The organism is Cupriavidus sp. (assembly GCF_057315035.1).
In genome coordinates this window covers 42,944-69,849 of sequence record NZ_DBHKYV010000043.1, presented here as the reverse complement: position 1 = coordinate 69,849, position 26,906 = coordinate 42,944, and the positions used below count along the sequence as shown (strand labels likewise).

Here is a 26,906-nt window from a genome sequence, read left to right as displayed (position 1 = left end):
CCTCCCGATGCGAGTTCAAGGGGCAGCCCCATGGCCTGCAAGGCGTTCGCCAGCGCCCAGCGCGTGGCGTTGACGGCCGCGGCGTCCTTCAGCGGACGAGATGCGGTTGAGAGGATGCGCGCGAGGCGCTTCGGATCCTTGACGAACTCTCGCACGTCGTGCGAGCCCTTTTTCTGGTTACAGCATTCGCAAGCCAATCCGAGATTGCCGATTCGATTCGTTCCGCCCCTTGCTCTCGATGTCAGATGCTCGACCTGAAGGGATACGCCCTCGGCATCGCAGTAGATGCAGGCACGGCCCCACTTCTCGAGCAGATACTCGCGGACTTCGTAGCCAGCGAGCGTGCCTTGTTGGTACTCGTTGCCCGAGATGTCGGGGTTTTCTAACTGCTGCATGTCGAAGCGTACGAGTTCGCTGCTGAGCGCCGTGACGGGGGCCCAGCGGCGAATGCGATTCACCCAGGCCATGACAGTGTGAACGCGATGGATCAGACTCGGCGCCAGCCAACCGGTCGCCTGGCGGCGATTGAGGAAGCGCGGGGCGCGGTAGCGCAGGTTGGCGCCACGGCGGCGGCGGCGCATTGCGCGGCGAGTTGTCAGGGACTCGCTGATTTGACGGCCACGATGCACGAGTTCAAACAGACTGAGCACCGCGGCGGCTCGTTGAATCTCGTCCGAAGGTGCGTCGGCCGATTCGGTCTCGCGCACAAGCGCGATGCCCGTGACCTTGCTGCCCGGGTCCAACTTGACGCGAAGTGCCTGAAATGAGCACGAGTCGGCCTTGCGGTCCACGAGCCGAATCACGAACGGAACGACGCGATGTATGCGCGCACGGCCACGTTCGAGAAGAAGGCGCGCCCGCTTCTCGCTGCACGGCATCAACGGCCTGCCGTGTTGGTCCAACACAAAGACTGCCATGGCAATCTCTCCTGAATAGGTGCCCTTACGGGCCTGGTTACGCGCCCCTTGCGGGGCGTCTCCCTTCGGCAATGTTGCGAACCGGCGATCTGCCCTGATCCGTTTCGTGCTTACCCTGTCGCTTGTCTGCAATCGGGGCTTCGAGAGGTAGGGACTAAGGAAGCATCCCTACGTCGGTCTTGTACCTATTCGCAACGTAGCGGGTTGGCTACCGCTTTGCCTGGTCAACCCGAGCTTTTCAGTTGCCTTTCAAGCTCCGGCCTTTAGGCCGGGGTAGTTGACAGCGATCCCGCCTTCTATCAGCTCCTGGCCGACAGCCATGCCCGGCTTCTGGGCAAGCCTCTGGTACCCCAGCCAATGTCAGTCGCGGATGCCACGGCATGGCTCTACGAACAGGCGCCGTTTGCGGTCCTGGCCCATAGCACCGCAGCCGATCCCGTCTTTATCTACGGCAACAAGGCAGCGCAACATCGCTTTGAATATGACTGGGACGAGATCACCCGACTGCCATCGCGGCTGTCCGCCGAGGCACCGAATCGCGAGGAGCGGCAGCAGTTCCTGGAACGCGTGCAACGGCTCGGCTACGAAGCGGGCTACAAGGGTGTGCGGATAACAAAGTCAGGACGGCGCTTCATGATCGAGGAAGCCACGCTTTGGCAGATGATCGACGCCGACGGCGTGCTCCATGGACAAGCTGTAGTCGTCCCGCGAACGCGAGACCTCTGAACCGGCCATCGCTGCCGGTATCCGCAAGTCACTCATGATTGACCCCAAGTCTGTGCCAGCGCCCCAGCTTGTCGATTGATCTCGCGACGAGCATCGATGCGGCGCTGTGTTTTCGATCAAAGGATCGTCGCACAGAACTTGGTAAACGGTGTGTGTCCAAATGGAACATTACTGTTGCATTTGGAGCAGGTGCGCGCATTGCGCGCAGCACCTTTGCTTCAACTCAAGACGCTCAGGCTCAAACCACCTCGAAGAAATGCGTGCGATCGCGCTCAAGCTGCGCGATCAGTCCAAACTCCCAGTCCAGATAAGCCTGCATCGCGACCGCCGCATTGTCCGTGCCTTCATAGGGTCGACGATAGCGATCCGTACGCGCTACAGCCAGCCGCGTCTCGCCTTGCTCCACCGGCAATCCCGCATCGGCCCACGCAGCGGTGCCACCTTCCAGCACAAATATTTCGGCAGACGTCAGTGACTTGAGATCGTCGGCCGCAAACCGGGCGAGCAGACTCGATCCACACGTAAGTACGTAGCGACTGGCTGGCGGAATCACCTGCAAGGCCTGGCCCAGTTGCGCACGGATTGCAAACCAGGCGCCGGGAACATGGCGCTTGACGTAGTTGGCACTGGCAGTCACGTCGAGCACCGCCACGTCGCCCTCTTCGAGCCACGCGGACAGCGTTGCCGGGGTAATGGCGCTGACTTCAGGCGTGGCCGGACGCCGAGCGGCCGGCGTACCGCGCTCGCTGCGCTGCGCATCGCCGACCGGCTCCACGACATAGACCTCCCATCCCATCTGCGCCAGCCACGAAGCGCTCATGCTGGCGCGCACGTCATCATCATCGGCCAGTACGATCCGCGCACCACGCACGGGGGCCTGGTGGTCGGTTTCCTGTACCAGTTGCCCACCGGGCACGCTGGCAAAATCAGGCAGGTGGCCGTCGGCATATTCCTCCGGCGTACGCACGTCGAAGCGATAGACCGTGCGCCCCGGCGTGTCCAGAGACGCCAGCGCGTCGAACGCAATCCGTCGCACGCCGGCCCGCGCTGCAATGGTGCGCGCGCCTTCACGCGCCTGCTCACGATTCGCCGCATCCACCTGGGGCGGTGCACGCCGACTGGCACCATGGCTCAGCGTCTGGCCGGCCAGCGTCCAGCCAATGGTTCCATTACGCAGTGCCGCCACCGGATTCGGAATGCCGGCATTGATCAGCGACTGCGTACCGATGATGCTACGCGTGCGGCCTGCGCAGTTGACAATGACCTGCGTGCGCGGGTCCGGGGCCAACTCACGAATCCGCAGTACCAGTTCAGCACCGGGCACACTCGTCGATGTGGGAATATTCATGGTCTGGTACTCGTCGAAGCGGCGCGCATCGACGATCACCACATCGGCCTTCTGGTCGATCAGTGCCTGCACTTCGGGCGCGCCCAGCGACGGCGTATGACGCCTGGCCTCGACCAGTTCCCCGAACGACTTGCTGGGCACATTCACATCACGGAACACTTCGCCGCCCGCGGCGATCCATGCGGCCAGCCCGCCATCAAGCAACGACACGTCTGTGTAGCCGAGCTCGCGCAGCCTTGTCGCAGCGCGCGGCGCCAGGTCTACGCCATCATGCGTGCCATAGACCACGATACGCGTATCGCGGCGCGGAATTCTTGTCCACACCTCGAGTTCGAGCTTCGACAATGGAAAATTGGCGGCCCAGAGCGGATGCTCCTGGGCAAACGGATCTTCCTCGCGCACGTCGAGCAGCGCGATCTCGGTACGGTCGAGCAGTGCCTGGCGCACGGCCAGGCTGGTGGTGGTCTGGAACGGGAGAATGGCTTCGGTCATGACGCAACAGGATCCTTCGAGCGATCCCATGGATTGGGCAAGGTGGAATTGGAATAGCCGGAGACAAATGACTTGGTGCCGCCGGATTCCGGATAGACATGACGGCGTACGGCACCGATATTCGCGCCATAGACGTGGATGCTGATCGACACGCGATCCTCGTACGCGTTGTGCACGCGATGGATGTCGCCCACCGTGGGCGATACCGCCTCGACCTGCCCCGGCTCCAGCCGCACGGCTTCGCCATCGGGTTGTGGCACGCCATCGGCATCGACCGCATAGGGCTGGGCATACTCGGCGCCGCGCAGCATCCCGATCAGGCCCCAGACCGTATGGTCGTGGATCGGCGTACGCTGCCCGGGGCCCCAGACAAAGCTGACGATGGAAAACCGCTCGGCGGAATCGCAATGAAGCAGCACTTGCTGGTAGTACTCGGGGTGCGGTTGCGCATATGCATCGGGCAGCCAGTCGTCGCGCGCAACGAGCTTTGCAAGCAGCTTGCCGCCTTCGTCGAGGATACGTGACTCGTCGGGACGCTGGTCCAGCAGCGCCGACAACGCGGTGATGAAATCGCGCAGCGGCGTCAGTGCCTGCGCGGCGGAAAGCGTCTCAGCCATTCCTTGTCTCCGGATTGGTTCAGCCATCTGTGGGTGAATCGCCAACAACCATAGCACGAAGGTGCAGACCCGGCTGCCGTGCGATTGCCGTGCGGTTGGCCAATCAGACGCCCAGTGCGGTGCGGCCCGCAGCGGTCAGGATCGAGTCATTCTGCGGCGTGTGAATCCGACTGCAGAGTACGTCGCGGTAGTGGCGTTCCAGCGGATTGTTGCGGCTCAGGCCGTGGTTGCCCGATAACTGCAGTGCCAGTTCTACGGCGCGGATGGCGTTCGATGTCACGGTGTACTTGATCAGGCCGCTGTCGGTTGCCGTTGGCGGTATGCCGGCATCGGTACGCGCAGCCGCATCATCGAGCAACACCTGGTTGGTCCGCAGCAGCGCAGCGATTTCTCCGACTGACTCCTGCACGCGCGGCAAAGTGGCCAGCGGCTGGCCCAGGCTGCCCGGCGCACGCTCGCGTACGAACTGGCGAATCCAGTCGAAGCCGGCACGGGCCACCGCGTCATAGAGGCTGCCCAGCAAGGTCACCATCCACGCCTGCTGATCGGTATTGGCGTCGATGTCAGCCTGGCTCGCCCCGGCCGGCGCCCATGCAGCGGGCGGGCGGACATCGACCGCGTTCTCGATGGGAATCCAGATGTCATCGAACACGGTTTCGTGACTGCCCGATGCACGCAGGCCCATGTGGTTCCAGCTTTCGATCACGCTGATGCCTGCGGTATCGGCTTCGGGCTTCGGTACCAGGAACACGCCCACACGCGGCTCGGGCTCGTGCGTACGCGCCCACACCGCGAGCCATCGCAAGGCCGGAATGCCGGTGGTGTAGAGCTTGTGTCCGCGCAGGCGCCAGCGGTCGCCCACGCGCGTGGCCACGGTGGCCGGCAGGCCGCCGCGTGCGGGTGAGCCCAGCTCGGGCTCCACACGCAGCGAATTGATCAGCGCACCCTGCTCTACCGCGCTGCGAAACACCTGCTGACGCACGGCCTCCGGCCAGCGCGAATCGGCGCGACCGATCGACCGATGTTGCAGATAGGTCATCGTCAGTACCAATGCCGTGGCGGCATCGCCACCAGCCACGGCGGCCACGATGTGACGCGCTTCGGTCAGGCCGGCACCTGCACCGCCATAGGTGGATGGCACTGCCTGCGCAATCAGTCCGTACTGGTGCAGCAACGCAAAGTTGTCATGCGGAAAGTCGCCGCTGGCATCGTGCGCGGCGGCGGTCGTTGCAAAGCGCGTGGAAAGTCCGGCAAGCACGTCGGCCAGCCGAGTTGCGGGCGTGGGCAGGCGATGCAGCGATGACGAAGACATGGAAATCCTTTGGGGCAGACAAATGACTCGCCACATAGCGTACCGCCGCGACGCCGGCTCCACTAACGACGCATATCGCATATCGAGCAGCGGTTTTTGCCGAATATGGAGCGACGTTCTTATTCGTTTGCAGCGACGCGCCGCGCGCGTACGTTGTTCTCCTGTTCCGAAACCGCACAAACCAGGAGCGCAACATGAGCGTCGACTTTATCGGCATGATCCAGAGCCAGAAGCAGTCTGAAATCCATCCGCCCCTCGGGCCCGTGGTTGATCGCGACTATGTGCGAGCGTTTGCGCAGGCACACGAGCAGGCCGGGTTCGACCGCATCCTGGTACCGCACCATTCAACCGGACCATCGGCCACGCTGACGATCTCGTATGCGGCTGCCGTGACCGAGCGGATCCACTTCATGCTGGCGCACCGTCCTGGCTTCACGTCGCCAACGCTGGCCGCGCGGCAGATTGCCACGCTCGACCAGTTCAGCGGTGGCCGGCTCGGCGTGCACTTCATCTCGGGCGGATCAGACGACGAACAGAAGCGCGACGGCGACTATCTCGACCACGACCAGCGCTACGCACGTACTGACGAATACCTCGGCATCCTGCGCCGCGTATGGACGGGGCCGCAGCCCTTCGATCACGAGGGCAAGTTCTACCGCTTCCAGCGCGGCTTCTCCGAAGTCAAGCCGGCACAGCAGCCGCATGTGCCGATCTACTTCGGTGGCGCGTCGGATGCGGCCATCGCCGTCGCCGGCAAGCATGCCGATGTCTACGCGCTATGGGGCGAATCACTCGACCAGGTGCGGGAACTGACTACGCGCGTACGGGCCGAAGCGGCCAAACATGGGCGCGAAGTTCGCTTCTCGGTCTCGTTCCGTCCCGTGTTGGCCGAAACCGAAGACAAGGCATGGAAACGTGCCGACGACATTCTCGAACGTACCCGTGCATTGCGTGTCCAGGCCGGATACAGCCGTGGTGGTCCGCAACAAAGCGAAGGTGCGCGTCGCCTGCTGGCGGCAGCCGGACAAGGCGACCGCGTCGACCAGCGCCTGTGGACGGCCATCGCGCGCGAAACCGGCGGGCGATCGAACTCCACGGGCCTGGTAGGTACACCGGAGCAGGTTGCCGATGCGCTGCTGGCCTACTACGACCTTGGCGTCACCACGTTCCTGATCCGCGGTTTCGATCCGCTTGAAGATGCCGTCGACTATGGCCGGGAACTGATTCCGCGCGTACGCGAACTGGTGGCGCAGCGCGATGCCGAACAGCGCCGCCGCGCCGCGTGACAACTCAAAACGGCCATAACAAACCATAACGAACCATAGCGACTCACGGAAACGGGAAATCATGAGCCAGGACACTCTGCAACCCAACGCACGCCGGCGCAACGTACTGCGCCTGGCCGGCAGCGCGGCCATTGCCGCACCGGCCTTGATCCTCGGACGCCAGGCATGGTCCGCACCGCGCAAGCTCACGTTTGCGTGGAACCAGAATTCGTTCTGCCTGACGCCCATCGTGGTGGCGCAGGAGAAAGGTTTCTTCGAGAAGAATGGACTGCAGGTCGACCTGATCAACTACAGCGGCTCCACCGACCAGCTGCTCGAATCGATTGCGACCGGGAAGGCAGACGCGGCGGTAGGCATGATCCATCGCTGGCTGAAGCCGCTGGAAGCAGGCTTCGACGTCAAGATCATTGGCAGCTCGCATGGCGGCTGCGTCCGTCTGGTGGGCGCGAAGGCGGCAGGCGTGACGAATCTGCAGGCCTTGAAGGGCAAGACCGTCGGCGTCAGCGACCTGGCCGCGCCGGGCAAGCATTTCTTTACGATCCTGCTGGCCAAGAACGGCATCGACCCTGACCGCGACATCACATGGCGCCAGTATCCGGCCGATCTGCTCGGCGTGGCCGTGGACAAGGGCGAGATCCAGGCGATTGCCGACGGCGACCCCAACCTTTACCTGCTCGAAAAGCGCACCAATGGCGCTTACGTCGAACTGGCAACCAACCTGACCGGCGAATACGCACGCAAGGTTTGCTGCGTGATCGGAGCGCGTGGCGAACTGGTGCGCAACGATCGCCCTGCGGCGTCGGCGCTGGCGCGCTCGATCGTGCAGGCCACCGACTATGTCAACGAAAACCCGAATGAAGCCGCCAAGGTGTTCGCCAAGTACTCGCCCAAGATCAGCACCGACGATCTGCGCCGCCTGTATGCCTCGCTGACCTACACGCATCACCCGACCGGCGTGGACCTGCAAGAGGAAATCGCCTTCTATGCCGGCGATTTCCAGCGTATCGGCGTACTCAAGAAATCCACCGACACCAAACGGCTCGCACAGCATGTCTATGCGAACGTACTGGGCTGAAGCAAGGATGATGCGATGACAACGAGCCAGCAAGCGATCGATGCGCGGTTACTGCACGATGGCAAGTCCCGCGCCAGCGAAACACACGGCGTTGCCAGCCTGTGGCCCACCGGCATCGTCGCCGCGCTGGCCTGGGCTGCGTTTGGCGCCCTGACATGGCGCTGGCCCAACAAGGTGGCAGGCTTTACCGACTGGGCCTACACCGAGGAACTGGGAATCGCCGTGCTCGCGGTGGCGGCCGCGCTGCTGGTAATCGCGGTGGGCGGCGCCTACCTGCGCCCATTACAGCGCGCGAGAGAGGCATTACAGAAAGCGGGCCCGTGGCTGGTCGCCCTGCCGCTGGCCTTTGCCGCCTGGGAGATCCTGACCGCCAAGACCGCGGTGCTGCCCACGCCCTTCTTCGCGCCGCCGCAGGCGCTGATCGAGGTCTATCTCGACGACTGGCGCCGCCTTGGCGACAGCGTGCTCAATACGCTGAAACTGCTGGGCTTCGGCGTGGCATATGGCGGATTGGCGGGCTTCCTGATTGGCGTATCGATCGGATGGTCGCGCCGCATCGGATACTGGGTGCATCCGGTGTTACGGGTGCTCGGGCCGTTGCCATCGACCGCGCTATTGCCGCTGACGTTCTACTTCTTCCCGTCGAGCTATTCGGCCGCGGTGTTCCTGATTGCACTGGCTACCGCCTTTCCCGTGGCAGTCCTGACGTGGTCGGGCGTGGCCGGCGTCAACAAGGCCTACTACGACGTGGCGCGCACGATGGGCGCGTCGGAATGGTTCCTGGTGCTGCGCGTGGCAATTCCCGCCGCGCTGCCGCAAGTATTCGTCGGATTGTTCATGGGACTCGGCGCATCGTTCTCGGTGCTGGTCACGGCCGAAATGATGGGCGTGAAATCCGGTCTCGGCTGGTACCTGACCTGGGCCCAGGGCTGGGCCTCGTATGTGAACATGTATGCCGCGCTGATCGTCATGGCGCTGCTGTTTTCTGGCGTCATCACATTGCTGTTCGCGGTGCGTGATCGCGCGCTGTCATGGCAGAAAGGAACCGTAAAATGGTAGCCGCCGTATCACAGACCCCGCCCCAGCCCCGGGGCGCCCGCATCGATATCCGCGGCGTCAGCCATGCCTTTGGCGACGGTGACCAGCAACTGCCGGTGCTCGATGCCGTCAACCTCGATGTCGCGCCTGGCGAGTTCGTGGCGCTGCTCGGCCCCAGCGGCTGCGGCAAGTCCACGCTGCTGCGGCTGGTGGCCGGGCTCGACCAGCCGGCGCAAGGGCAGATCCTGCAGGACGACGTGCCGATCGACCGGCCCGATCCCTCGCGCATCGTCGTGTTCCAGGACCCGACGCTATATCCGTGGCGGCGCGTGCGCGACAACGTCGCGCTGGGTCTGCAGGCACGCGGGCTCCTGCGCCGCGAAGGCCATCGCGTGGATGCAGCGCTTCGGCGCGTGGGACTGGAAGCATTTGCACGGGCCTTTCCACATCAACTGTCTGGCGGCATGGCACAGCGCGTGGCGCTGGCACGCGCGCTGGTCAATGATCCGCGGTTGCTGGTCCTTGACGAACCACTCGGCAAGCTCGATTCGCTGACACGCCTGACCATGCAAAGCGATCTCGTCGAACTCTGGCAACGTGCCGGTTTTTCGGCGCTGCTGGTCACGCACGACGTGGAAGAAGCGCTGTTCCTGGCCCGGCGCGTAATCATATTCAGCCAGCGGCCGGCCCGCATCACCGCGGAGATCAGGGTCGACCTGCCCTACCCACGCCATCGTGGCGATCCGCGTCTGACCGAACTGCGTCATGAAGCGTTGGGGCATCTTGGACTCGATGCGAGCTGGTAGGCAATGAGCAGTCCACCGCCGCAAACCTGGCTCAACGCGCTGCTGCGCCTGATCCAGGAGGCACAACTTGCACTGCTGCAACTGTGGCACGCAATGGGATGGTCCGGTGATATCCACGGGCAGCCAGCATGGCCGTGGACCCGACGCATTGCCGGTGAAACACTGCTGATCGACCTGGGGCTGGCGCGCCAGACCGCATGGAGCGTGTGCGCCATCGGCTTCGCGCTCGGATGCGTACTGGTCGCCTTGTGCTGGCGGCGCCGGCGCGTGGCATGGCTCGGACTCGGCGCGCTGGCGCTGATCCTGGCGCCATGGCCCTCGCCGGCCCTGCTGCTGACACCGGCCGCACCCACCAGCTTCCACACCAGTCCCACCGGGTTTTCCGTGGCAACGATCGCGGACGGAGCACGCGTCTACGCACAGCACTGCGCGGCCTGCCACGGAGCGGACGGCCGCGGCGAGGGGCCGTTATCGGCGACGCTGCCGCACTGGCCACCGACCTTCATGAGTCCATTGCTGGGACGCCGCGCCGAAGGCGAACTGTTCTGGCATATCGTGGCGGGCATGCGCGATGCGCAAGGTCGCATCACCATGCCGGGTTTCGGCGACCAGGTCAGCGACACCGAGGCATGGGCGGTCATCGACCATATGCGGGTGCTGGCCGCCGGAACGGGCGCCGCCATGCAGGGAAGCTGGCCGATACCGCTACGCTTGCCCGCTGTCCCGGTACGCTGCGGCAGCCAGCCGCCACGCGAGCTGGCCGACTGGCGTGGCAACCAGCGCGTGCGCGTGGTGGCGGTCGACGCTGGTGCAACAGGCGCCAGGCCAGCCGAGCTGCCGCTCGAAGATCCACGCTTTCTCACGCTACTGGTCACGCGCGACGGCCGCCCGCCAGTTACCGCTGCGCCCGAAATGCAGCAGTTCCGCGCCGAATGTGTCGCGGCATCGCGCGAGGCCTGGCAGGTCTTCGCGCAGATCGCGGGCGTCAGCCCCGCGCGACTGGCTGGTACTGCATGGCTCGCGGATCGCCAGGGATGGTTGCGCGCGCGGGCTACGGCTTCCGAGCGTGGCTGGCGCGACGCCGATCTGCTTTGCACTGCCGGCCAAGCGGCGGCTGCGCCCGGTCAGGTTCTGCCACCCGACGGCCTTACCGCGCTGGTACTGCGCATGGATGCCGAACCGGTGCGGTTTGTACAGGGAGGCTTTATTCATTGAACCGACGTAGATTGCGCAAGATCAAGCCCAGTTATCGCCGGAGAAGGTTCGCCATCGATTTTTAGAATCGTCCTAACGACATCAGTGGGTGTCACGCATAGCGTATGCATACCTGCAACGCTACGGACCCACGACGATGTCCCTGGAACCTTCGCCCGCGCCTGACTCCGCTACCAGTGCGGATGCCCCGCGCCTCCAGACCTGGACAGGCCGCTACGCTGTGTCGCCCGGACTGTTCGAAATCCGTCCGCGTTGCCTGCCGCGCGACGTGCAGCCAATCCTCGACGAGTCACTCGATTGCATCATCGGCTATCACCGCCGGTTCGGAATCCGCAGTCATCTGTTCGACCTGAACGGCAACATGTTCGCGGTCCGGGAGGACCTGACCATGCTGCAACCAATGGAAAAACGCGATCCGGTGCTGGTAATCGGCAAGCTCTGGAACGAGCAGGTGCGCGGCATTACCACGCTGGGCCTGATGGGTACGGGAATCACGCTGGCGCCTGCGGCGCTGGCACAACTGCGTGCGCGTTTCGCCGGCCTTGCGCAATCGTCACTGCTTTACCGCGAGGCTGCGCTCGTGCGCATGGAGGATGCGCAGCGTTTCGTGCCGGTCCATATCCTGCGGCTGGCCATGCGGCATGGCGACCGCATCGCGCCGCCACCGGGGCTCGTCCGTGGCACGCGCTTCCTGGCCCGCATGTTGATACGGCGCCAGCCGTTCATACTCGACCTCGTGACGGCAAACACCAACACGACGATCGTCCAGTTCGAATACTGGCGTTACGCCGACATACTGCCCGCGTCGCGCAGCCGCGGGTGATCACCGCCATGATCTCCGTGACCGCCGCGCGTGACATGCTCGATGGCGCCAAGCACGTCGTCCACCGAAGGCGGCGCGCCGTTGTCGCCAACCGATACCGACTGTCCCGGTTTGTCGACACCAAAGTGCGGACGCGACGTGGCGGTGAACAACATTACCGTCGGCTTGCCCAGCGCATCGGCCAGGTGCACGAAGCCGGTGTCCATGCCGACCACCAGCGAGGCGGCGTCCACCCGTTGCGCACACTCGGTAATCGACATGCGCGGCAGTACTTCAGCGTTGGGAATCGCCGCAGCCAGCGCCTGGGCTTCGTCATGTTCCTTTTGCGAACCCCATGGCAATTGCACGCGGTAGCCACGACGGGCCAACTGGTGGCCGATCTCGACCCAGTTGGCTTGCGGCCATTTCTTGATATCGAGCGAGGTCGCGTGGAACAGCATCGCGCGTGGTGCGCCGTCGGTGTTCAGCGGTGTGGCTGGAGCGGGTACACGCAACTCGGCCGTCTCATGCGCGTCGATCTCGTAGCCCAGGGCATTGGCCACCACCATGCGCATCTTCTGGCGGCAGTTTGCGTCGCCATGCGGACCGAAGATCTCGGTGTAGGCGAAGACGGCCTTCTCCTCGCCCAGGAATTCGGCGGCATATCCAAGACGACGATGGGTACGTGCCAGTCGCGCGACGATCGCACTCTTGTAGACACCGTGCACGTCGATGGCCACGTCATAGCGTTCGCGACGCAGCGCACCTACCGCGGAAAGGATCCCGCGCAGATCGCGCCACTTGCGCCCGTTCTTCTTGAACTGACGTAGAGGGGGCGAGATGACGCGGTCCACGCCGACCGCCCAGCGGGGAATGTCGGCACATGATGCATCGGCTACCCAATCGATTTTCGCCCCAGGGTAGGCGCGCCGCAGGTCGTACAGCAGCGGCAGCGTATGCACCATGTCGCCGAGCGAGGTGATCTTGATGAGGAGGATGCGCTTCATGAAACGGGGGGCGTTGGTGTGCGAACGCGGCCGCTTTGGCCGCGTTGGAAAGGCGCTAGTATGCCCCAGACCGTAACAGTGCGGGCCTGACAAATATGTAATGAAATCTACACAATCACTTTAGGCCCGGCACCCGGCGAATCCTGTCACTTCCGCTCAGTCCTGCCAGACCGAGGCATCGGCGACAACCGTGGCAAAGCGGTCATTCAGCGCGGCCAGCGTGACTCGGTGCAACTCGGCCGCCGATAACGGCTCGCCGCCCAGGGGGTCCGGCAGGTCGCGCGTGGCACAGGCAGCCGCCACCAGCGTTACCCGATAGCCATGATCGAGCGCCGAGCGCACGGTCGCACTGATACACATATGGGTCTGAAAGCCTGCCACGATCAGTTCCTTGCGCCCGCTGGCCGTCAGCGTTGCCGCAAGCCCGGTACCCGCGAAGCTGTTGGGCAGGCCCTTGACCACCGTCTGCTCTCCCTCGAGCGGGGTCAAGCCCTCGATGATGGCGACATGTGGCCCGGCCGGATCGAATGCGCCGCCGGCCTTGCCGTGATGCACCACATGGATGACCGGCGTACCGTGCTGCCGCGCCAGCGCCAGCAACGCCGCACATTCCGCCACGGCCGCGGGCATGCCGGTCAGGGGCAGTTTGCCATCGACATATTCGCGCTGATGGTCCACCAGGACCAGTACGGCGTCGGACCACGCGGATGGCTTGCGGCTGGCACCGGCGGCATCGAGCAACGTGAACGGGGCGGCAACGGTTTGGGGAGCGGCAGATTGGGGCACGGCGGACATGCTTGTCTCTCCTTGAGAACGCTATGCACGCATCGTAGGGCGCGGTAAGCTGTGCGCCAATTCGCCACCAATTCACACTTGCTGTGCAAAAAAGCACAATCGCCTGGGACGACCTGCTGACGCTGTCGACATTGATCCGTGCCGGAAGCTATTCGGCCTGCGCACGCGAGCTCGATATCACGCATGCCACGGCCATCCGCCGTATCCGCAGGCTCGAGGCCGCGCTCGGCAAGCCGGTCGCCACGCGCACCGACGGCGACTTCGTACTGACCGCGGTCGGCCACAATGCGCTTTCCGCAGCCCGCCAGATGGAACAGTCGGCTGACCGGTTGCTCCGCGAAATCGAAGGTGCGGGACCGGGCGTATCGGGCGTGGTGCGCGTTGCGACCACCGCCGCGCTCGGCAGCCATTTCCTTACACCACGCCTGCCAGCCTTCTACGCCAGCAATCCCGACGTGGAAGTCCGGCTCGAAGTCGACAACCGGGTCACCAGCCTGGCCAAGCGCCGCGCCCATATCGCCGTGCGACTGGCGCGGCCGCAGGAAGACAATATGGTGGCGCAGCGCGCGGGCACCATGCGCTTCGGACTCTACGCACCTTCCGGCATGTCCGCCGCCCAGGCCGAGTCGCGCGACACGCCAATGTGTGGACTGCTCGACGAAGGCTTTGCACTGCCCGAGGTCGATTGGCCACGCGCCCAGCAACGACGCTTCTCGTTCCAGTCGAACAGTTTCCTGGCAGTGCGCGAAGGCGTGCGAGCAGGACTGGGCGTAGCGCTGTTGCCGCACCACCTCGGCGCCGAAGAGTCCGGGCTGTCGCTCGTGCGCCATGTGCCGGAAGTCATCCGCGAAATCTGGCTCGCCTATCCGGTCGAATTTCGCGGTGCATCGCGCTTCCGTCCGGTCATCGACTGGCTGACCGAAACACTCGCCGAATGCCCCTGAGGCGGTCTGCGCACGCAAAGTGTCGCGCGGGTGCCACGACATGCTGAATGCTGCACACCGTGTGCGCTGCCACACGCGATTCGAATCCTCCTCGCACCGAAAAAAGTAGGAGTTCTGCTACGCTTTGATCCGGCTGCCGATGACGCATCAACACGATGTTCAACTACAGGGGCAGGGTCGTTGCACAAAGCCCCGGCAACCGCAAAAACGGGTCAGTGCGCAGAAGAAGAAGAGATTCATGCGGCACTCTTTGAAGTACCGGATGGCAATCGCTGCGGCGACTGTTGTCACGCTGGTGTTTGTGGTGCGGGCGGGGTTTTCCCAGTTCTATGCATACACGCGCCTGAACGAAGTGGTTCAGGCCCAGCAGGACACACTGGTCAAGCTGATTGCCGACCAACTCGACGAAAAGCTCGAATCGCGTGCAGTGGTGCTGCGCCGGCTCGCGCGTACGCTCGCGCCGGTGCTCGATCGCCCCACCTCACAGTTGCGCCAACTGGCTGCCGACACCGTCGACATGCCCGAACACTTCAACGCCACCTTCATGGCCTGGCCAGATGGCACGCTAGCGTTCAGCACCGCCGTGCCCGATGGCGTAAAAATGACCGTGGGCGAACGCGACTATTTCAAGAGCATAGTCGCCGGCGCGGATTTCGCGGTGTCCGACCTGCTGCAGGGCAAGCACTCCAGTGCCCCCGGCGTGATCCTGGCCGTACCGCTGCGTGACGCACACGGCCGCTTGCGCGGCGTGGTGGGTGGTGTGCTCAACCTCTCGGCAGACAACTTCCTGCGTGAACTGGCCCAGCATCGCGTCGGCGTGACCGGGTTCTATTGCCTGGTATCAGCCGGTCCCAATCCGCGCTATGCGATGCATCCCGATGCGTCGAAGGTGCTGGCGCCCGCGCAGGCGGTAGGCGAGGCCTGCGGCGCCGAGCAACCCGAATCGAACTGGGAACTGCTGTCGCCGGTGCAACCCGTGGTGGCGCGGCATCTGCTGGAGTCGAATGGCTGGGAAGTCATCTCGGTACTGCCGGCCAACGAAGCATACTCGCCGCTGTTTGAGGTGCGGCACCGGGCCATCGTCGTCGGCGTGTTGTCACTACTGATCGCGGCCGTGTTGATGTGGATGATGATCCGCCATCTGCTGGCCCCGCTCGAACATCTGCATCGCACGGTGCGTCGGCTTTGCGAGCAGCCGACCGCGGTGGCGGACCTGCCGGTAACGCGCGATGACGAGATTGGCGAACTGGCCGGCGCATTCTCCGATGTCATGACACAACTGACGGAACGCGAGGCGGCACTGAAGGCTGCCAACAATAGCGCGGCCGCCAGCGAAAAGCGTCTCGAAGCCATCGCCAACCATATCCCCGACCTGGTTGCGTTCATCGATGCCGGCGAGCGGTTCGCCTTCGTCAACCAGGCCTATGCACGGCACTTCGGCTTGCCCGCCGAGCAGATCGCCGGCCTGTCGTTGCGCGAACTCTGGGGCACACCCGAATACGTGGCCAACAAGCCGTATGTCGACCGGGCAAGCGCCGGGGAGTCGATCACATTTTCGCGCGAGAATGCCGACGGCATTGCCTGGGAAATCACGTTGCAGCCCGCCTGGAACGATGCGCAGGATACGGTCACTGGCCTCCACATGTTTGCGCGTGACATCACCGGCGAACGCCAGAAGCTACGCTCGCTCGAAGCCCAGACCCTGTCGGATCACCTGACCGGCCTGCTCAACCGCAAGGGTTTCGACCGTCGCCTGCAGGAAACCATGGCACGCGCCGACGCCGGTGGATACCGCGCCGCCCTGCTGCTGGTGGACCTTGACGACTTCAAGGCGGTCAATGACACCTATGGTCACCAGCTTGGCGACCAGTTGCTGATTGCCTTCGCCGATCGCTTGCGTGCCTGTGTACGCGCCGGCGATGCCGTGGCACGGATTGGCGGCGACGAGTTCGCGATCATCCTCGACAACGTGAAGAATCCGAACTCGGTCGAACGCATCGCGCACACCGTGGTTCACGCGGCGATGCGGCCGTTCGATATCGATGGCAATCGCCTGGTGTCCACCGCCAGCGTCGGCAGCGCAATCCACCGTCCCGACCAGGGCACATCGGTCAGCGAACTGTTCATGCGCGCGGACATGGCGCTCTACGACGCCAAGCGCCATGGCAAGGCCTGCTATGCCTCCACAGCGGCAAAGCTGGTAGTGGACGCGGCATCGGAGGCTTGAGCACGCCTGCTTCGCCACGGCGGGAACAGATCGCTTTCGCCGAACCCCTCCGCGGCTTCGTCAAAGCGCCCCACGCCCGGGATATCGGGCACGATATCGAGCAGGCCTGCCTGACGCATGGCGCTGGCCAGCGTCGGGTCTTCCAGCATGTAGATCCCCAGCGTCGATTTCCACACCAGGCGAATCGCGACCAGCATGTCGAGCGCCTGAACGATACACTCGACATCGAGAGCGCCGGTCCATTTTGCATCGATGTGCCGGACAACCTGGGCATAGGCATCCATCGTGCTCGCATTGAAGCCGGCGCGCGTCTCCTCGATGGTTGCCATGACGCGAATGACGGCCGCCTGAACCGTCGGCAACATCGAGATTGCCAGCAGACGCCCCTTGTGAATCTCATGCAACTCCGCATCGATGGCACTGGCAAACGCGGCTTCCCGGTCGTCGGTCGATTGGCCACGTGCAGCTTGCATCTCGATTACCGCATCCCTGAAGACATCGGGACGATAACCGGCCCGGCGGAACGACTTCGCCATGACATCGGCGCGGAAGTCATCCGCCAAGCGATATTGAGCACGGAACCAGTTCAGGTAGGCACCATCAAGTGGCGGCAGCGAAATGCGCTTCGAGCAGAAGAATACTTCGCTATTGCCCAGCATCGTCATGAGCTTGGCCCGATGTGAACCGGTCGCTATGACACGCAAGCCGTAGTGCTCCAGGCTCACGGCATCGCGTGCGGCTTTCAGCGAGAACAGCAGGTTGCTGCCGCGCGACGTCGTCATGCACTGCTGCACTTCGTCGAGCACCAGCACAATGGGACGCCGGGTCTTGTCGGACAGCGCGGCCAGCGCATGATTCAGCCAGAGGCCCTCGGTGCCCTGGCGGGCGATGGAAAATGACAAACCACCAAAACCAACGCGCTCAAGCCCGATCGCCTGCGCCCATCGGGCCACCATACGCTCATGGCGCTTCAGCGCCTGATTGACGGACTGCAGGATCACGTCCGCAGGATCCGCTTCGGGGTTGGCCCACAGGTCCGCCACGATCACCACCACGCCGCGGCGTTCGAGCGCAGGCACCAGATCCTTTCTCAGGAACACCGATTTTCCAGTGCCACGTGGCGCCGTCAGCATCAGGCCCGACCTCGCAGTGCCGGCGCTCTCCTCGGCCGCCAACAGTTCCGCCAGTTCGTCGGCCAGTTCCTTGCGCCTGTAGATGTTCTTCACTTCCACGGTTGCCCCTTGTCGTTAGCCAAGCGCCAACGATTCTATGGAGCCGCGTGTGCGAACGCATTACCAAACCGCGAGTGCAACAGCAATATTCCAGTTGTTCACACATCCACAAAAAAATGAAGCGGTGGCGCAACACTCGCCACCGCTTCGCACTACTTCACACCACTTCGCACTGCATCCCGAACACCCCGTTCAGGGAAGCCTCAGCGCACGCGCCCTTCCTTCCACGCCTGCAGCAATTTGTCGTAGGAGATGGTCTCGCCCTTCGGCTTCTCGTTGTCGAGCTTCTTCCACGGCGCGTGTTCAGACGACAGCCACTTCGACGGATCGCTCTTCGGGTTGAGCTTCGGCGCGCATTGCGCCATGCCGGCGCGTTGCAGACGGCCCATCACCTGGTCCATTTCCTCGGCCAGGTTGTCCATGGCTGCCTGCGGCGTCTTCTCGCCAGTGACGGCCGTCGCCACGTTCTTCCACCATAGCTGGGCCAGCTTCGGATAGTCGGGCACGTTGTTGCCGGTCGGCGTCCAGGCCACGCGGGCCGGGCTGCGATAGAACTCGATCAGGCCGCCATACTTGGCCGCATTCTTGGTCAGGTAGTCGTGGTGGATATCGCTGTCGCGGATAAAGGTCAGTCCGGTCAGCGACTTCTTCAGCGACACCGTCTTCGACGTCACGAACTGCGCGTACAGCCATGCAGCGGCCAGGCGATTCGGATCAGTGTTCTTGAAGAACGTCCACGACCCCACGTCCTGGTAGCCGTTCTGCATGCCCTGCTTCCAGTACGGGCCGTATGGGGACGGCGCCATGCGCCACTTTGGCGAGCCATCGGCATTGACCACCGGCAGGCCCTTCTTGGTCATGTCGGCCGTGAACGCCGTGTACCAGAAGATCTGCTGCGCAATCTGTCCCTGGGCCGGCACCGGACCCGCTTCGGAGAAGGTCATGCCCATGGCCTGCGGCGGCGCAAACTTCTTCATCCAGTCGATATACTTGGTCAGCGCATAGACCGCGGCCGGGCTGTTGGTGGCGCCGCCGCGCGAGACCGAGGCCCCCACCGGCGTGCACTTGTCGTCGGCCACGCGGATGCCCCACTCGTCCACCGGCATGCCATTGGGCAGGCCCTTGTCGGCGGAACCGGCCATCGACAGCCAGGCATCGGTGAAGCGCCAGCCCAGCGACGGGTCCTTCTTGCCGTAATCCATATGGCCGAAGACCTTCTTGCCGTCGAGTTCCTTCACATCGTTGGTAAAGAAGTTTGCAATGTCCTCGTAGGCAGACCAGTTGGTCGGCACGCCCAGGTCGTAGCCGTACTTGGCCTTGAACTTGTCCTGCAGGTCCTTGCGCGCGAACCAGTCGGCACGGAACCAGTAGAGGTTGGCGAACTGCTGGTCGGGCAACTGGTACAGCTTGCCATCGGGCGCCGTGGTGAACTTGGTGCCGATAAAGTCCTTGATGTCGATGCCCGGGTTCGTGAATTCCTTGCCGGCGCCGTTCATGTAGTCGGACAGCGGCAGGATGGCACCGTACCGGTAGTGCGTGCCGATCAGGTCGGAATCGGAAATCCACCCGTCATAGATCGATTTGCCCGACTGCATCGAGGTCTGGAGTTTCTCCACCACATCGCCTTCCTGGATGATGTCGTGGTTGACCTTGATGCCGGTGATTTCCTCGAAGGCCTTGGCCAGCGTCTTCGACTCGTATTCGTGCGTGGTGATGGTTTCCGATACCACGTTGACCTGCGTGACGCCCTTGGCCTTGAGCTTGGCCGCGGCATCCATGAACCACTTCATTTCCGCCAGCTGCTTGTCCTTGGCCAGGGACGACGGCTGGAATTCGTTATCGACCCACTTCTTCGCCGCGGCCTCGTCGGCGAAGGCGGCATGTCCGCATGTCAGCGCGGCCGCAAAGGCCAGGGCCGACATCCCCAACTTCACGCGCTCTTTCATCAGTGTCTCCTCAGGAAGCCTTCCCCGGTTCTGTAGCTGGGTTGCGGCCCCGGGGAAGGGATCAAGATCGCGCAGCCCATGACAGCAAATACGACCATTCCGGATGCTTCAGCCGTTGCGCATCACCAGCAGCAACACCACGGCGGAGATTGCCACGCTGATCCAGATCGACGGTGCCTCCGCCAGTTGCATCCACCCCTGGATTTTCTCGCCCAGCCCTACCCACGCCAGGTTGATCCAGGCCGCGCACATCAGGCCAATGAACAGCCGGTCGCCACGCGTGGTGGCAATGGGCAGGAAGCCCTTGCGCTCCACCGTTGGCGACCTGACTTCCCAGATCGTCATGCCTATCAGCATCACCACCACCAGCCCGAAGAAGACCGCCACGGGCGTGGTCCAGACCATCCAGCTCAGCATCGTTCGGCTCCTGCTGAAACTACACGCGGCCCATTGCGAAGCCCTTCGCAATGTAGTGCCGCACAAACCAGATCACGATGGCGCCCGGCACGATGGTCAGCACACCGGCTGCCGCCAGCACCCCCCAGTCCATGCCCGACGCCGACACCGTGCGCGTCATCGTCGCCACGATCGGCTTGGCGTTCACCGACGTCAACGTGCGCGCCAGCAACAGTTCCACCCAGCTGAACATGAAGCAGAAGAACGCGGCCACCCCAACACCGGCCTTGATCAGTGGCAGGAAGATCGTCAGGAAGAAGCGCGGAAACGAATAGCCGTCGACGTAGGCCGTCTCGTCGATCTCGCGCGGCACGCCGGACATGAAGCCTTCGAGGATCCACACCGCGAGCGGCACGTTGAATACCAGGTGGGCCAGTGCCACGCCCAGATGCGTATCCATCAGGCCGATCGTCGTGTAGAGCTGGAAGAACGGCAGCAGAAACACCGCGGGTGGTGTCATGCGATTGGTCAGCAGCCAGAAGAACACGTGCTTGTCGCCAATGAACTGGTAGCGCGAGAACGCGTACGCGGCGGGCAAGGCCACGCCGATCGAGATCACCGTGTTCATCGCCACATAGATCATCGAATTGATATAGCCCGAGTACCACGACGCATCGGTAAAGATCGTCACGTAGTGTTCAAGCGTGAACGTGGCCGGCCAGAGCGACAACGTGGAGACGATCTCCTCGTTGGTCTTGAACGACATGTTCACCATCCAGTAGATCGGTACGATGGCGAACAGCAGGTAGAGCGCCAGGAACACCGGTCGCCACCAGCCGGGACGCTGGCCAGGAAGATTGCGTTCAGCCATTGGGCATCTCCTCGGTGCCAGCCGTGCCGGCGCGCTGCATCCAGTTGTAGAGCACGAAGCAGGTCAGCAGGATGATCAGGAAGTAGACGATCGAGAACGCCGCGGCCGGTCCCAGGTCGAATTGCCCCACGGCCTTCTGCGTCAGGTATTGCGACAGGAACGTGGTGGCATTGCCGGGCCCGCCGCCGGTCAGCACGAACGGCTCGGTGTAGATCATGAAGCTGTCCATGAAGCGCAGCAGCACGGCAATCATCAGCACGCCGCGCAGCTTGGGCAACTGGATGAAGCGAAACACCGCAAGGCGCGACGCGCCATCGATCTGCGCGGCCTGGTAGTAGGCATCGGGAATCGCGCGCAGGCCGGCGTAGCACAACAGTGCCACCAGCGGCGTCCAGTGCCACACATCCATCACCAGCACCGTGACCCACGCGTCGACCGCACTACCGGTGTAGTTATAGTCCATTCCCATGCCATCGAGTGCGGCGCCAAGCAACCCGATATCGGTGCGGCCGAAAATCTGCCAGATCGTGCCGACCACGTTCCACGGAATCAGCAACGACAGCGCGATGATCACCAGCACCGCCGAGGCCTTCCATCCGGTCGCCGGCATTGCCAGCGCGAGCAGGATGCCCAATGGAATTTCCACGCAAAGCACGGCCAGCGAAAATCCCAACTGGCGCAGTAGCGCATCGTGGAGTTCGCCGTCGCGCAGCACCGTGGCAAACCATTCGGTGCCGACAAAAACGCGGCGCTCTGGCGAGATGATGTCCTGCACCGAATAGTTGACGATGGTCATCAGCGGCAGGATGGCCGAGAACGCCACACACAGTACCACCGGCAACACCAGCAGCCAGGCCTTCTGGTTGACGGACTTCATGGGACCAGTTCCTCGTTGATGTAGAAGCAGGTGTGCCGATTGAACACCGACAGCCAGGCAGTGTCGCCGGCCCGCAATGCCGCGGCCTCGGTACCCAGCCGCGCGCGGATGGTGGCCGCTTCGCCGTGGTTCACCGTGGCCGTCATCAGCCAGTAGGTACCGATGTCCTGCGCACGCTCCACGCGCACCGGCATGGCTTGCGGATCATCGGCGGGTGCCAGCCGCAGGTATTCCGGCCGCACGCCAATCCTGAAACTGCCGGCTGCCTGCAGCGCGGCCTCGGTCTGCGCCGGCAACGGTGGCAGATAGCGCCGCCCCGCCACTTCGATCGCACCATCGCGCCACTGCCCTGGCAGGAAGTTCATGCCCGGCGATCCGATGAAATGGCCCACGAAGGTATGCGCGGGCCGCTCGAACAGCGCGTCGGCAGGTCCCACCTGCACGGCCTTGCCGCGCGACATCACCACCACCTGGTCGGCAAACGTCAGCGCTTCGGTCTGGTCGTGCGTCACGTAGATCAGCGTCAACCTGAACTCGTGATGGATTTCCTTGAGCTTGCGCCGCAACTGCCATTTCAGGTGCGGGTCGATCACGGTCAGCGGTTCGTCGAACAGGATTGCCGAGACATCCTGCCGCACCAGCCCGCGCCCCAGCGATATTTTCTGCTTGGCATCGGCAGCCAGCCCGCTCGCGCGACGATCGAGCGATGCTGACAGGTCGAGCATCTCCGCCACACGTCCCACACGCTGCTTGACCTGTGCGGCCGGCACGCCTCGGTTGCGCAGCGGAAAGGCCAGGTTCTCGCCCACGGTCATGGTGTCGTAGATCACCGGAAACTGGAACACCTGCGCGATATTGCGTGCCTGCGGCGATGCCTCGGTGACATCGTTGCCATCGAAACGGATGGTGCCCTGTGACGGGCGCAACAATCCGGAAATGCAATTCAGCAGCGTGGTCTTGCCGCAGCCGGACGGCCCCAGCAACGCATAAGCGCCGCCGTCCTCGAACGTGAAATTCAGTGGCAGCAGCGCGTAGTCTTCATCGGTCTGCGGCTGGGCAACGTAGGAATGAGCCAGATCCAGGTCAATGCGCGCCATGTCAGGCTCCCGGCTCGGCGACCGGCGCGCTGACCACATCGGCCAGCGCACCCGGACGGCGCGGCGCGTAAATGCGATCGCCCGCCGCGTTGAACAGATACAGTTGCCCCGGCTCGATATGGAGCGACAGCGGTGCGCCCAGTTGCAGGTCCAGCACGCCCGCGAACTGCGCAACGAGGTTACCGGCGGGGGTATCCACGTGCGCGAAAGTATCGGAGCCCGACAATTCCGCAAGTCCGACCTTGCCCTGTATCTCGACGCTGCCGGACACCGGTTGCAGCCGCAATGCCGCGGCGCGTACGCCCACGGTGACGGGCCCGTCAGGTGCAGTCACCTCGGGCAGCCGCATCACGATATTGCCGGGCAGCGTCACGCTGCCGCGCGCAAGCATGCCTTCCATGAGATTCATCGGCGGATCGCTGAATGCGCGCGCCACGCGCAATGACACCGGGTAATGGAACACCTCGGGAGTCGGCCCGTATTGCAGCAGTTCACCGGCATCTAGCACGGCTGTATGGCCACCCAGCAGCAGCGCCTCGGCCGGCTCCGTGGTGGCGTAGATCACCGTGGCATCGCCCTGCGCGAACAGATGCGTGAGTTCTTCACGCAGTTCCTCGCGCAGCTTGTAGTCCAGGTTGACCAACGGTTCGTCCAGCAACATCAATGGCGCGTTCTTGGCCAGCGCACGCGCCAGCGCTACGCGCTGCTGCTGGCCACCCGACAGTGCCGACGGATAGCGGTCGAGGAATTGCCCGATATGGAGGCGGTCCGCCAGCGCGCGCACCCGCGTTGCGATGTCGTCGCGACTGTCGCGCCGCAGCCGTAGCGGCGATGCGATATTGTCGAAGACGGTCAGCGACGGGTAGTTGATGAACTGCTGGTAGACCATCGACACGTTTCGGTCGCGCACCGGTACGCCGGTCACGTCGACGCCGTCCACGCGCACGCGGCCGGCGGTGGGCTTGTCGAGCCCTGCCATGATCCGCATCAGCGATGTCTTGCCGGCCTGGGTTGCCCCCAGCAGGATGGTAACGGCGCCTGGCACGGGGGCCAGCGACATCGGGTAGAGATAGGCTTGCGACCCCACTTGCTGCGCAACGCCTTCCAGGCTCAGCTGCATCCAGTCTCCAATGTTCCTGTGCTTTTTCAGCCACACTGAAAACTGCGGCCAAGGCGCACTTTTTCACTCGTCCCGCTCGTTTTAGTGCATAAACGAACATAAAACAATACTGCGGCGCATCATTTGTTTTCGTTTCTGTTTGAACTAGAATGCCGGACATGACGCTTAATCCCCGCCAGACCGCCCTGCTCGAGGAAGTCCGCACCCAGGGCTTTGCCTCCATCGACGAACTCTCGCGCAAGTTCGGCGTGACCCTGCAAACTGTCCGGCGCGACGTCAACCTGCTGGCGGAGAACGGGATGCTGGCCCGCTTTCATGGCGGGGTACGCATGGAAGGGTCGACGACCGAGAACATTACCTATCGGCAACGGCAGGTCTTGAATGCCGAAGGCAAGGCGCGCATTGCGCGAGCCGTGGCGGCAGCGGTGCCGGAAGGGTGTTCGCTGATCCTGAACATTGGCACCACCGTGGAAGAGGTAGCGCGCGCGCTGATTCATCATCGCGGCCTGCGCGTGATCACGAACAACCTGCATGTGGCCAATATCCTGGCCGATAACCCCGATTGCGAAGTGATCGTGGCAGGTGGCGTACTGCGCTCGCGCGACCGCGGCATCATTGGCGAGGCTACGGTGGAGTTTATCCGCCAGTTCAAGGTCGACATCGGCCTGATCGGCATCTCGGGCATCGAGGCCGATGGCACATTGCGTGACTACGATTTTCGCGAGGTGAAGGTGGCGCGCGCAATCATGGAACATTCGCGCGAGATCTGGCTGGCCGCCGATGCCAGCAAATTCAACCGCCAGGCCATGGTGGAACTGGCGCCGCTGTCCAGCATCGACCGCCTGTTCACGGACGAGCCGCTACGCACGCCGTTCGAGACGATGCTGACAGAAAGCGGAGTGAAATGTGTGGTCGCGGAAAAGGAGTGACGCTGCGTCGAGCGCCTTGCTCCCCTCCCCCGCGTGCGGGAGAGGGGAAAAAACCGTCGCTTACTTGAAGACGACCGTCTTGTGGCCGTTCACCAAAATGCGGTGTTCGGCGTGCCACTTGACGGCGCGTGCCAGCGCCACGCATTCCACGTCACGGCCGACGGCGGTCAGTTGTTCGGGGTCCATGCTGTGATCCACGCGCTCGATCTCCTGCTCGATGATCGGACCTTCGTCAAGGTCGGCGGTCACGTAGTGGGCCGTGGCGCCGATCAGCTTCACACCACGGTCGTGCGCCTGGTAGTAGGGCTTGGCACCCTTGAAGCTTGGCAGGAACGAATGGTGGATATTGATCGCACGGCCTTGCAGCTTGCGGCACAGGTCGTCGGACAGCACCTGCATGTAGCGCGCCAGCACGACCAGGTCGATGTTCTGGTCGCGTACCACCTCGAACACGCGCGCTTCCTGCGCGGCCTTCTGCTCGGCCGATGCGTTCATCAGCGGCAGGTGGAAAAACGGCACGTCGTACGACGCGGCCAGTTGATAGAAGTCGCGATGGTTCGACACGATCGCGGCAATTTCCACCGGCAAACCACCGGCCTTGGCGCGGAACAGCAGGTCGTTCAGGCAATGGCCGATCTTCGACACCATGATCATCACGCGCGGCTTCACGGTGGCATCGAACACGTCCCACTGCATGCCGAACTGATCGCCTATGGGCGCGAATGCGGTACGCAGTTCACCGAGCTCCGGACCGCCCGCGGCCGTGCTGAAATGCACGCGCATGAAAAAGCGGCCGGTGAAGGCATCGCCGTACTGGTCAGAATCGACGATATTGCAGCCGTGCTGGAACAGCAGGCCGGACACGGCGTGCACGATGCCCGGCTGGTCCGGGCAGGAAAGGGTCAGGATAAATCCGGTGGTGCTCATCTTCGGCAATTCGGGGTTAGGCAGGCAGGTACCGTGATGCGTGGCAATCAGGGCTGGACGGCAGTCCAGCCGCGCCGAACGAGGGCATCCAACGTCACCAGCGTGGCATCTACGGTCATCGCGCGGTCCGCCATGATAGCAAGCAATGCCGCCGGGTCGATAATGCGGTGCTCCGCCACCTCGCCGTCACGGTTGCACGGTACAAAGTCTGGCGGCAGCAGCAGGTCATATATATATACGTGTTCCCATTGCACGCCTTCGGGGATCTCGCGCAGGACTTCGATCACGCCATGCGCTTCGGCCTGGCCAGCGAGCGCAGGTGGAATGCCCGATTCTTCGTCGCATTCGCGCACCAGGGTTTCCAGCGGATCGCTGCCAGCCGGCATGCCGCCGGCCACGAGGTTGTCCCACATGCCGGGATCGACCGCCTTGGCCGCGCTGCGCCGCGAAATCCACAACGTGCGCTGCCCGGCCACGATGCCATTCATGTGCGACGCGAATGTCAGCAGCCCCAGGAAGCGGGCCGCGGCGCGTTCAATGACCCCGAATGGCGTCGCCTCGAGCGCGGGCGTGACGGCGAACAGCTCGTTGCGCCAGCCGCGCACATGCCCGGCGTCGGCAAGCTGCCGGGCCAGCGTGGCCAGCGCGGCGTCGCGCGCGTGCACCGTGCCGCAGGCAGGCAACAGCGCCACCGCGCCCTGCCCGTCTTCCTTGCCCACGACTTCGCCGATCACGTCGCTGCCAAACCCCGCGAGAATTTCCGCGTGCCTGCGCGGCAGCCACCCCACCTGCGCGCCCTCCACGGTCAACCGCAGATGGGCTGCACGATCGAACGGACTGCGCGCTGCAACGCCGGCCAGGATGTTGGTAACGATATCGGACATGACTATTCAGTTTCTCCATG

Annotated in this window: 25 protein-coding genes; 10 read left to right on the top strand and 15 right to left on the bottom strand. The window is 63.7% G+C overall.

Annotation, left to right across the window (positions count from 1 at the left end):
- A partial coding sequence (iscB, locus tag ACO550_RS33325; RefSeq protein ID WP_485995089.1) for an RNA-guided endonuclease IscB occupies positions 1–917 on the bottom strand: 917 nt, incomplete at its 3' end.
- Positions 918–1,223: 306 nt separating this feature from the next.
- On the opposite strand from iscB, the gene ACO550_RS33320 reads away from it, so the two are divergent.
- A complete protein-coding gene (locus ACO550_RS33320) occupies positions 1,224–1,643 on the top strand; it encodes an MEKHLA domain-containing protein (protein ID WP_315597505.1) in 420 nt (139 codons plus the stop codon).
- 238 nt (positions 1,644–1,881) lie between these two features.
- Here the strand turns inward: ACO550_RS33320 and ACO550_RS33315 are convergent, their stop codons facing one another.
- The 3 genes from ACO550_RS33315 to ACO550_RS33305 form a co-directional block, all read right to left on the bottom strand.
- Entirely contained in the window at positions 1,882–3,483 is a 1,602-nt protein-coding gene (locus ACO550_RS33315; protein ID WP_315597500.1) for a rhodanese-like domain-containing protein, read from the bottom strand.
- A complete protein-coding gene (locus ACO550_RS33310; RefSeq protein ID WP_315597499.1) occupies positions 3,480–4,100 on the bottom strand; it encodes a cysteine dioxygenase in 621 nt (206 codons plus the stop codon). Before ACO550_RS33310 ends, ACO550_RS33315 begins: the two co-directional genes overlap by 4 nt.
- A gap of 103 nt (positions 4,101–4,203) precedes the next feature.
- Positions 4,204–5,412 (bottom strand): acyl-CoA dehydrogenase family protein, encoded by a 1,209-nt coding sequence (locus tag ACO550_RS33305; protein ID WP_315597498.1) that lies wholly within the window; start codon positions 5,410–5,412, stop codon positions 4,204–4,206.
- 194 nt (positions 5,413–5,606) lie between these two features.
- Here ACO550_RS33305 and ACO550_RS33300 point away from each other — a divergent pair, with 194 nt between their 5' ends.
- The 6 genes from ACO550_RS33300 to ACO550_RS33275 all read left to right on the top strand — a co-directional run bounded on the left by ACO550_RS33300 (position 5,607) and on the right by ACO550_RS33275 (position 11,655).
- Complete coding sequence (locus ACO550_RS33300; protein WP_315597497.1) at positions 5,607–6,698, top strand: LLM class flavin-dependent oxidoreductase; 1,092 nt, start codon at positions 5,607–5,609, stop codon at positions 6,696–6,698.
- A gap of 61 nt (positions 6,699–6,759) precedes the next feature.
- Positions 6,760–7,773, top strand: a complete 1,014-nt coding sequence (locus ACO550_RS33295) for an ABC transporter substrate-binding protein (RefSeq protein ID WP_315597496.1) — start codon at positions 6,760–6,762, stop codon at positions 7,771–7,773.
- A gap of 15 nt (positions 7,774–7,788) precedes the next feature.
- Positions 7,789–8,832 (top strand): ABC transporter permease, encoded by a 1,044-nt coding sequence (locus ACO550_RS33290; RefSeq protein WP_315597495.1) that lies wholly within the window; start codon positions 7,789–7,791, stop codon positions 8,830–8,832.
- Positions 8,826–9,617, top strand: coding sequence for an ATP-binding cassette domain-containing protein (locus ACO550_RS33285; protein ID WP_315597494.1), 792 nt, complete (start codon positions 8,826–8,828; stop codon positions 9,615–9,617). Before ACO550_RS33290 ends, ACO550_RS33285 begins: the two co-directional genes overlap by 7 nt.
- A gap of 3 nt (positions 9,618–9,620) precedes the next feature.
- Positions 9,621–10,832, top strand: a complete 1,212-nt coding sequence (locus tag ACO550_RS33280; RefSeq protein WP_315597493.1) for a c-type cytochrome — start codon at positions 9,621–9,623, stop codon at positions 10,830–10,832.
- Positions 10,833–10,968: 136 nt separating this feature from the next.
- Entirely contained in the window at positions 10,969–11,655 is a 687-nt protein-coding gene (locus ACO550_RS33275; protein WP_315597492.1) for a hypothetical protein, read from the top strand.
- Here the strand turns inward: ACO550_RS33275 and waaC are convergent.
- The gene (waaC, locus tag ACO550_RS33270) at positions 11,616–12,641 is read right to left on the bottom strand and encodes a lipopolysaccharide heptosyltransferase I (protein ID WP_315597491.1); all 1,026 of its coding nucleotides are present in this window, start codon (positions 12,639–12,641) and stop codon (positions 11,616–11,618) included. The genes ACO550_RS33275 and waaC overlap by 40 nt on opposite strands.
- Positions 12,642–12,797: 156 nt before the next feature.
- A complete protein-coding gene (locus ACO550_RS33265; RefSeq protein WP_315597490.1) occupies positions 12,798–13,436 on the bottom strand; it encodes an isochorismatase family protein in 639 nt (212 codons plus the stop codon).
- Positions 13,437–13,519: 83 nt separating this feature from the next.
- On the opposite strand from ACO550_RS33265, the gene ACO550_RS33260 reads away from it, so the two are divergent.
- Positions 13,520–14,380 (top strand): LysR substrate-binding domain-containing protein, encoded by an 861-nt coding sequence (locus tag ACO550_RS33260; protein ID WP_315597489.1) that lies wholly within the window; start codon positions 13,520–13,522, stop codon positions 14,378–14,380.
- Positions 14,381–14,618: 238 nt separating this feature from the next.
- On the top strand, positions 14,619–16,607 hold the full coding sequence (locus tag ACO550_RS33255; RefSeq protein WP_315597488.1) for a sensor domain-containing diguanylate cyclase: 1,989 nt from the start codon (positions 14,619–14,621) through the stop codon (positions 16,605–16,607).
- Here the strand turns inward: ACO550_RS33255 and ACO550_RS33250 are convergent.
- The 7 genes from ACO550_RS33250 to ACO550_RS33220 form a co-directional block, all read right to left on the bottom strand.
- Positions 16,556–17,839, bottom strand: a complete 1,284-nt coding sequence (locus ACO550_RS33250; protein ID WP_315597487.1) for an AAA family ATPase — start codon at positions 17,837–17,839, stop codon at positions 16,556–16,558. The genes ACO550_RS33255 and ACO550_RS33250 overlap by 52 nt on opposite strands.
- Positions 17,840–18,042: 203 nt before the next feature.
- Positions 18,043–19,773, bottom strand: a complete 1,731-nt coding sequence (locus ACO550_RS33245; protein WP_315597504.1) for an extracellular solute-binding protein — start codon at positions 19,771–19,773, stop codon at positions 18,043–18,045.
- A gap of 120 nt (positions 19,774–19,893) precedes the next feature.
- Positions 19,894–20,202 (bottom strand): DUF2160 domain-containing protein, encoded by a 309-nt coding sequence (locus tag ACO550_RS33240; protein WP_315597486.1) that lies wholly within the window; start codon positions 20,200–20,202, stop codon positions 19,894–19,896.
- A gap of 19 nt (positions 20,203–20,221) precedes the next feature.
- On the bottom strand, positions 20,222–21,052 hold the full coding sequence (locus ACO550_RS33235; protein WP_315597485.1) for an ABC transporter permease subunit: 831 nt from the start codon (positions 21,050–21,052) through the stop codon (positions 20,222–20,224).
- Positions 21,045–21,929, bottom strand: coding sequence for an ABC transporter permease subunit (locus ACO550_RS33230; RefSeq protein ID WP_315597484.1), 885 nt, complete (start codon positions 21,927–21,929; stop codon positions 21,045–21,047). The genes ACO550_RS33235 and ACO550_RS33230 overlap by 8 nt, the downstream gene beginning before the upstream one ends.
- Complete coding sequence (locus ACO550_RS33225) at positions 21,926–23,026, bottom strand: ABC transporter ATP-binding protein (protein ID WP_315597483.1); 1,101 nt, start codon at positions 23,024–23,026, stop codon at positions 21,926–21,928. The genes ACO550_RS33230 and ACO550_RS33225 overlap by 4 nt, the downstream gene beginning before the upstream one ends.
- Position 23,027: 1 nt before the next feature.
- Complete coding sequence (locus tag ACO550_RS33220; protein WP_315597482.1) at positions 23,028–24,146, bottom strand: ATP-binding cassette domain-containing protein; 1,119 nt, start codon at positions 24,144–24,146, stop codon at positions 23,028–23,030.
- Positions 24,147–24,304: 158 nt separating this feature from the next.
- On the opposite strand from ACO550_RS33220, the gene ACO550_RS33215 reads away from it, so the two are divergent.
- On the top strand, positions 24,305–25,075 hold the full coding sequence (locus tag ACO550_RS33215; RefSeq protein ID WP_315597481.1) for a DeoR family transcriptional regulator: 771 nt from the start codon (positions 24,305–24,307) through the stop codon (positions 25,073–25,075).
- A gap of 60 nt (positions 25,076–25,135) precedes the next feature.
- Here ACO550_RS33215 and purU read toward each other — a convergent pair whose 3' ends face one another.
- Both purU and ACO550_RS33205 read right to left on the bottom strand, forming a co-directional pair.
- On the bottom strand, positions 25,136–26,002 hold the full coding sequence (purU, locus tag ACO550_RS33210; protein WP_315597480.1) for a formyltetrahydrofolate deformylase: 867 nt from the start codon (positions 26,000–26,002) through the stop codon (positions 25,136–25,138).
- Positions 26,003–26,049: 47 nt separating this feature from the next.
- Positions 26,050–26,886 carry an NUDIX hydrolase gene (locus ACO550_RS33205; RefSeq protein WP_315597479.1) on the bottom strand — a complete coding sequence of 279 codons (837 nt, stop codon included), beginning with the start codon at positions 26,884–26,886 and terminating at the stop codon, positions 26,050–26,052.
- Between the last annotated feature and the right edge of the window lie 20 nt (positions 26,887–26,906).

Bases quoted from the DNA above. Each gene is read 5' to 3' on its own strand.
- ACO550_RS33315 (WP_315597500.1), bottom strand. From the start codon at position 3,483: ATGACCGAAGCCATTCTCCCGTTCCAGACCACCACCAGCCTGGCCGTG.
- ACO550_RS33310 (WP_315597499.1), bottom strand. From the start codon at position 4,100: ATGGCTGAGACGCTTTCCGCCGCGCAGGCACTGACGCCGCTGCGCGAT.
- ACO550_RS33305 (WP_315597498.1), bottom strand. From the start codon at position 5,412: ATGTCTTCGTCATCGCTGCATCGCCTGCCCACGCCCGCAACTCGGCTG.
- ACO550_RS33300 (WP_315597497.1), top strand. From the start codon at position 5,607: ATGAGCGTCGACTTTATCGGCATGATCCAGAGCCAGAAGCAGTCTGAA.
- ACO550_RS33295 (WP_315597496.1), top strand. From the start codon at position 6,760: ATGAGCCAGGACACTCTGCAACCCAACGCACGCCGGCGCAACGTACTG.
- ACO550_RS33290 (WP_315597495.1), top strand. From the start codon at position 7,789: ATGACAACGAGCCAGCAAGCGATCGATGCGCGGTTACTGCACGATGGC.
- ACO550_RS33285 (WP_315597494.1), top strand. From the start codon at position 8,826: ATGGTAGCCGCCGTATCACAGACCCCGCCCCAGCCCCGGGGCGCCCGC.
- ACO550_RS33280 (WP_315597493.1), top strand. From the start codon at position 9,621: ATGAGCAGTCCACCGCCGCAAACCTGGCTCAACGCGCTGCTGCGCCTG.
- ACO550_RS33275 (WP_315597492.1), top strand. From the start codon at position 10,969: ATGTCCCTGGAACCTTCGCCCGCGCCTGACTCCGCTACCAGTGCGGAT.
- waaC (WP_315597491.1), bottom strand. From the start codon at position 12,641: ATGAAGCGCATCCTCCTCATCAAGATCACCTCGCTCGGCGACATGGTG.
- ACO550_RS33265 (WP_315597490.1), bottom strand. From the start codon at position 13,436: ATGTCCGCCGTGCCCCAATCTGCCGCTCCCCAAACCGTTGCCGCCCCG.
- ACO550_RS33255 (WP_315597488.1), top strand. From the start codon at position 14,619: ATGCGGCACTCTTTGAAGTACCGGATGGCAATCGCTGCGGCGACTGTT.
- ACO550_RS33240 (WP_315597486.1), bottom strand. From the start codon at position 20,202: ATGCTGAGCTGGATGGTCTGGACCACGCCCGTGGCGGTCTTCTTCGGG.
- ACO550_RS33235 (WP_315597485.1), bottom strand. From the start codon at position 21,052: ATGGCTGAACGCAATCTTCCTGGCCAGCGTCCCGGCTGGTGGCGACCG.
- ACO550_RS33230 (WP_315597484.1), bottom strand. From the start codon at position 21,929: ATGAAGTCCGTCAACCAGAAGGCCTGGCTGCTGGTGTTGCCGGTGGTA.
- ACO550_RS33225 (WP_315597483.1), bottom strand. From the start codon at position 23,026: ATGGCGCGCATTGACCTGGATCTGGCTCATTCCTACGTTGCCCAGCCG.
- ACO550_RS33220 (WP_315597482.1), bottom strand. From the start codon at position 24,146: ATGCAGCTGAGCCTGGAAGGCGTTGCGCAGCAAGTGGGGTCGCAAGCC.
- ACO550_RS33215 (WP_315597481.1), top strand. From the start codon at position 24,305: ATGACGCTTAATCCCCGCCAGACCGCCCTGCTCGAGGAAGTCCGCACC.
- purU (WP_315597480.1), bottom strand. From the start codon at position 26,002: ATGAGCACCACCGGATTTATCCTGACCCTTTCCTGCCCGGACCAGCCG.
- ACO550_RS33205 (WP_315597479.1), bottom strand. From the start codon at position 26,886: ATGTCCGATATCGTTACCAACATCCTGGCCGGCGTTGCAGCGCGCAGT.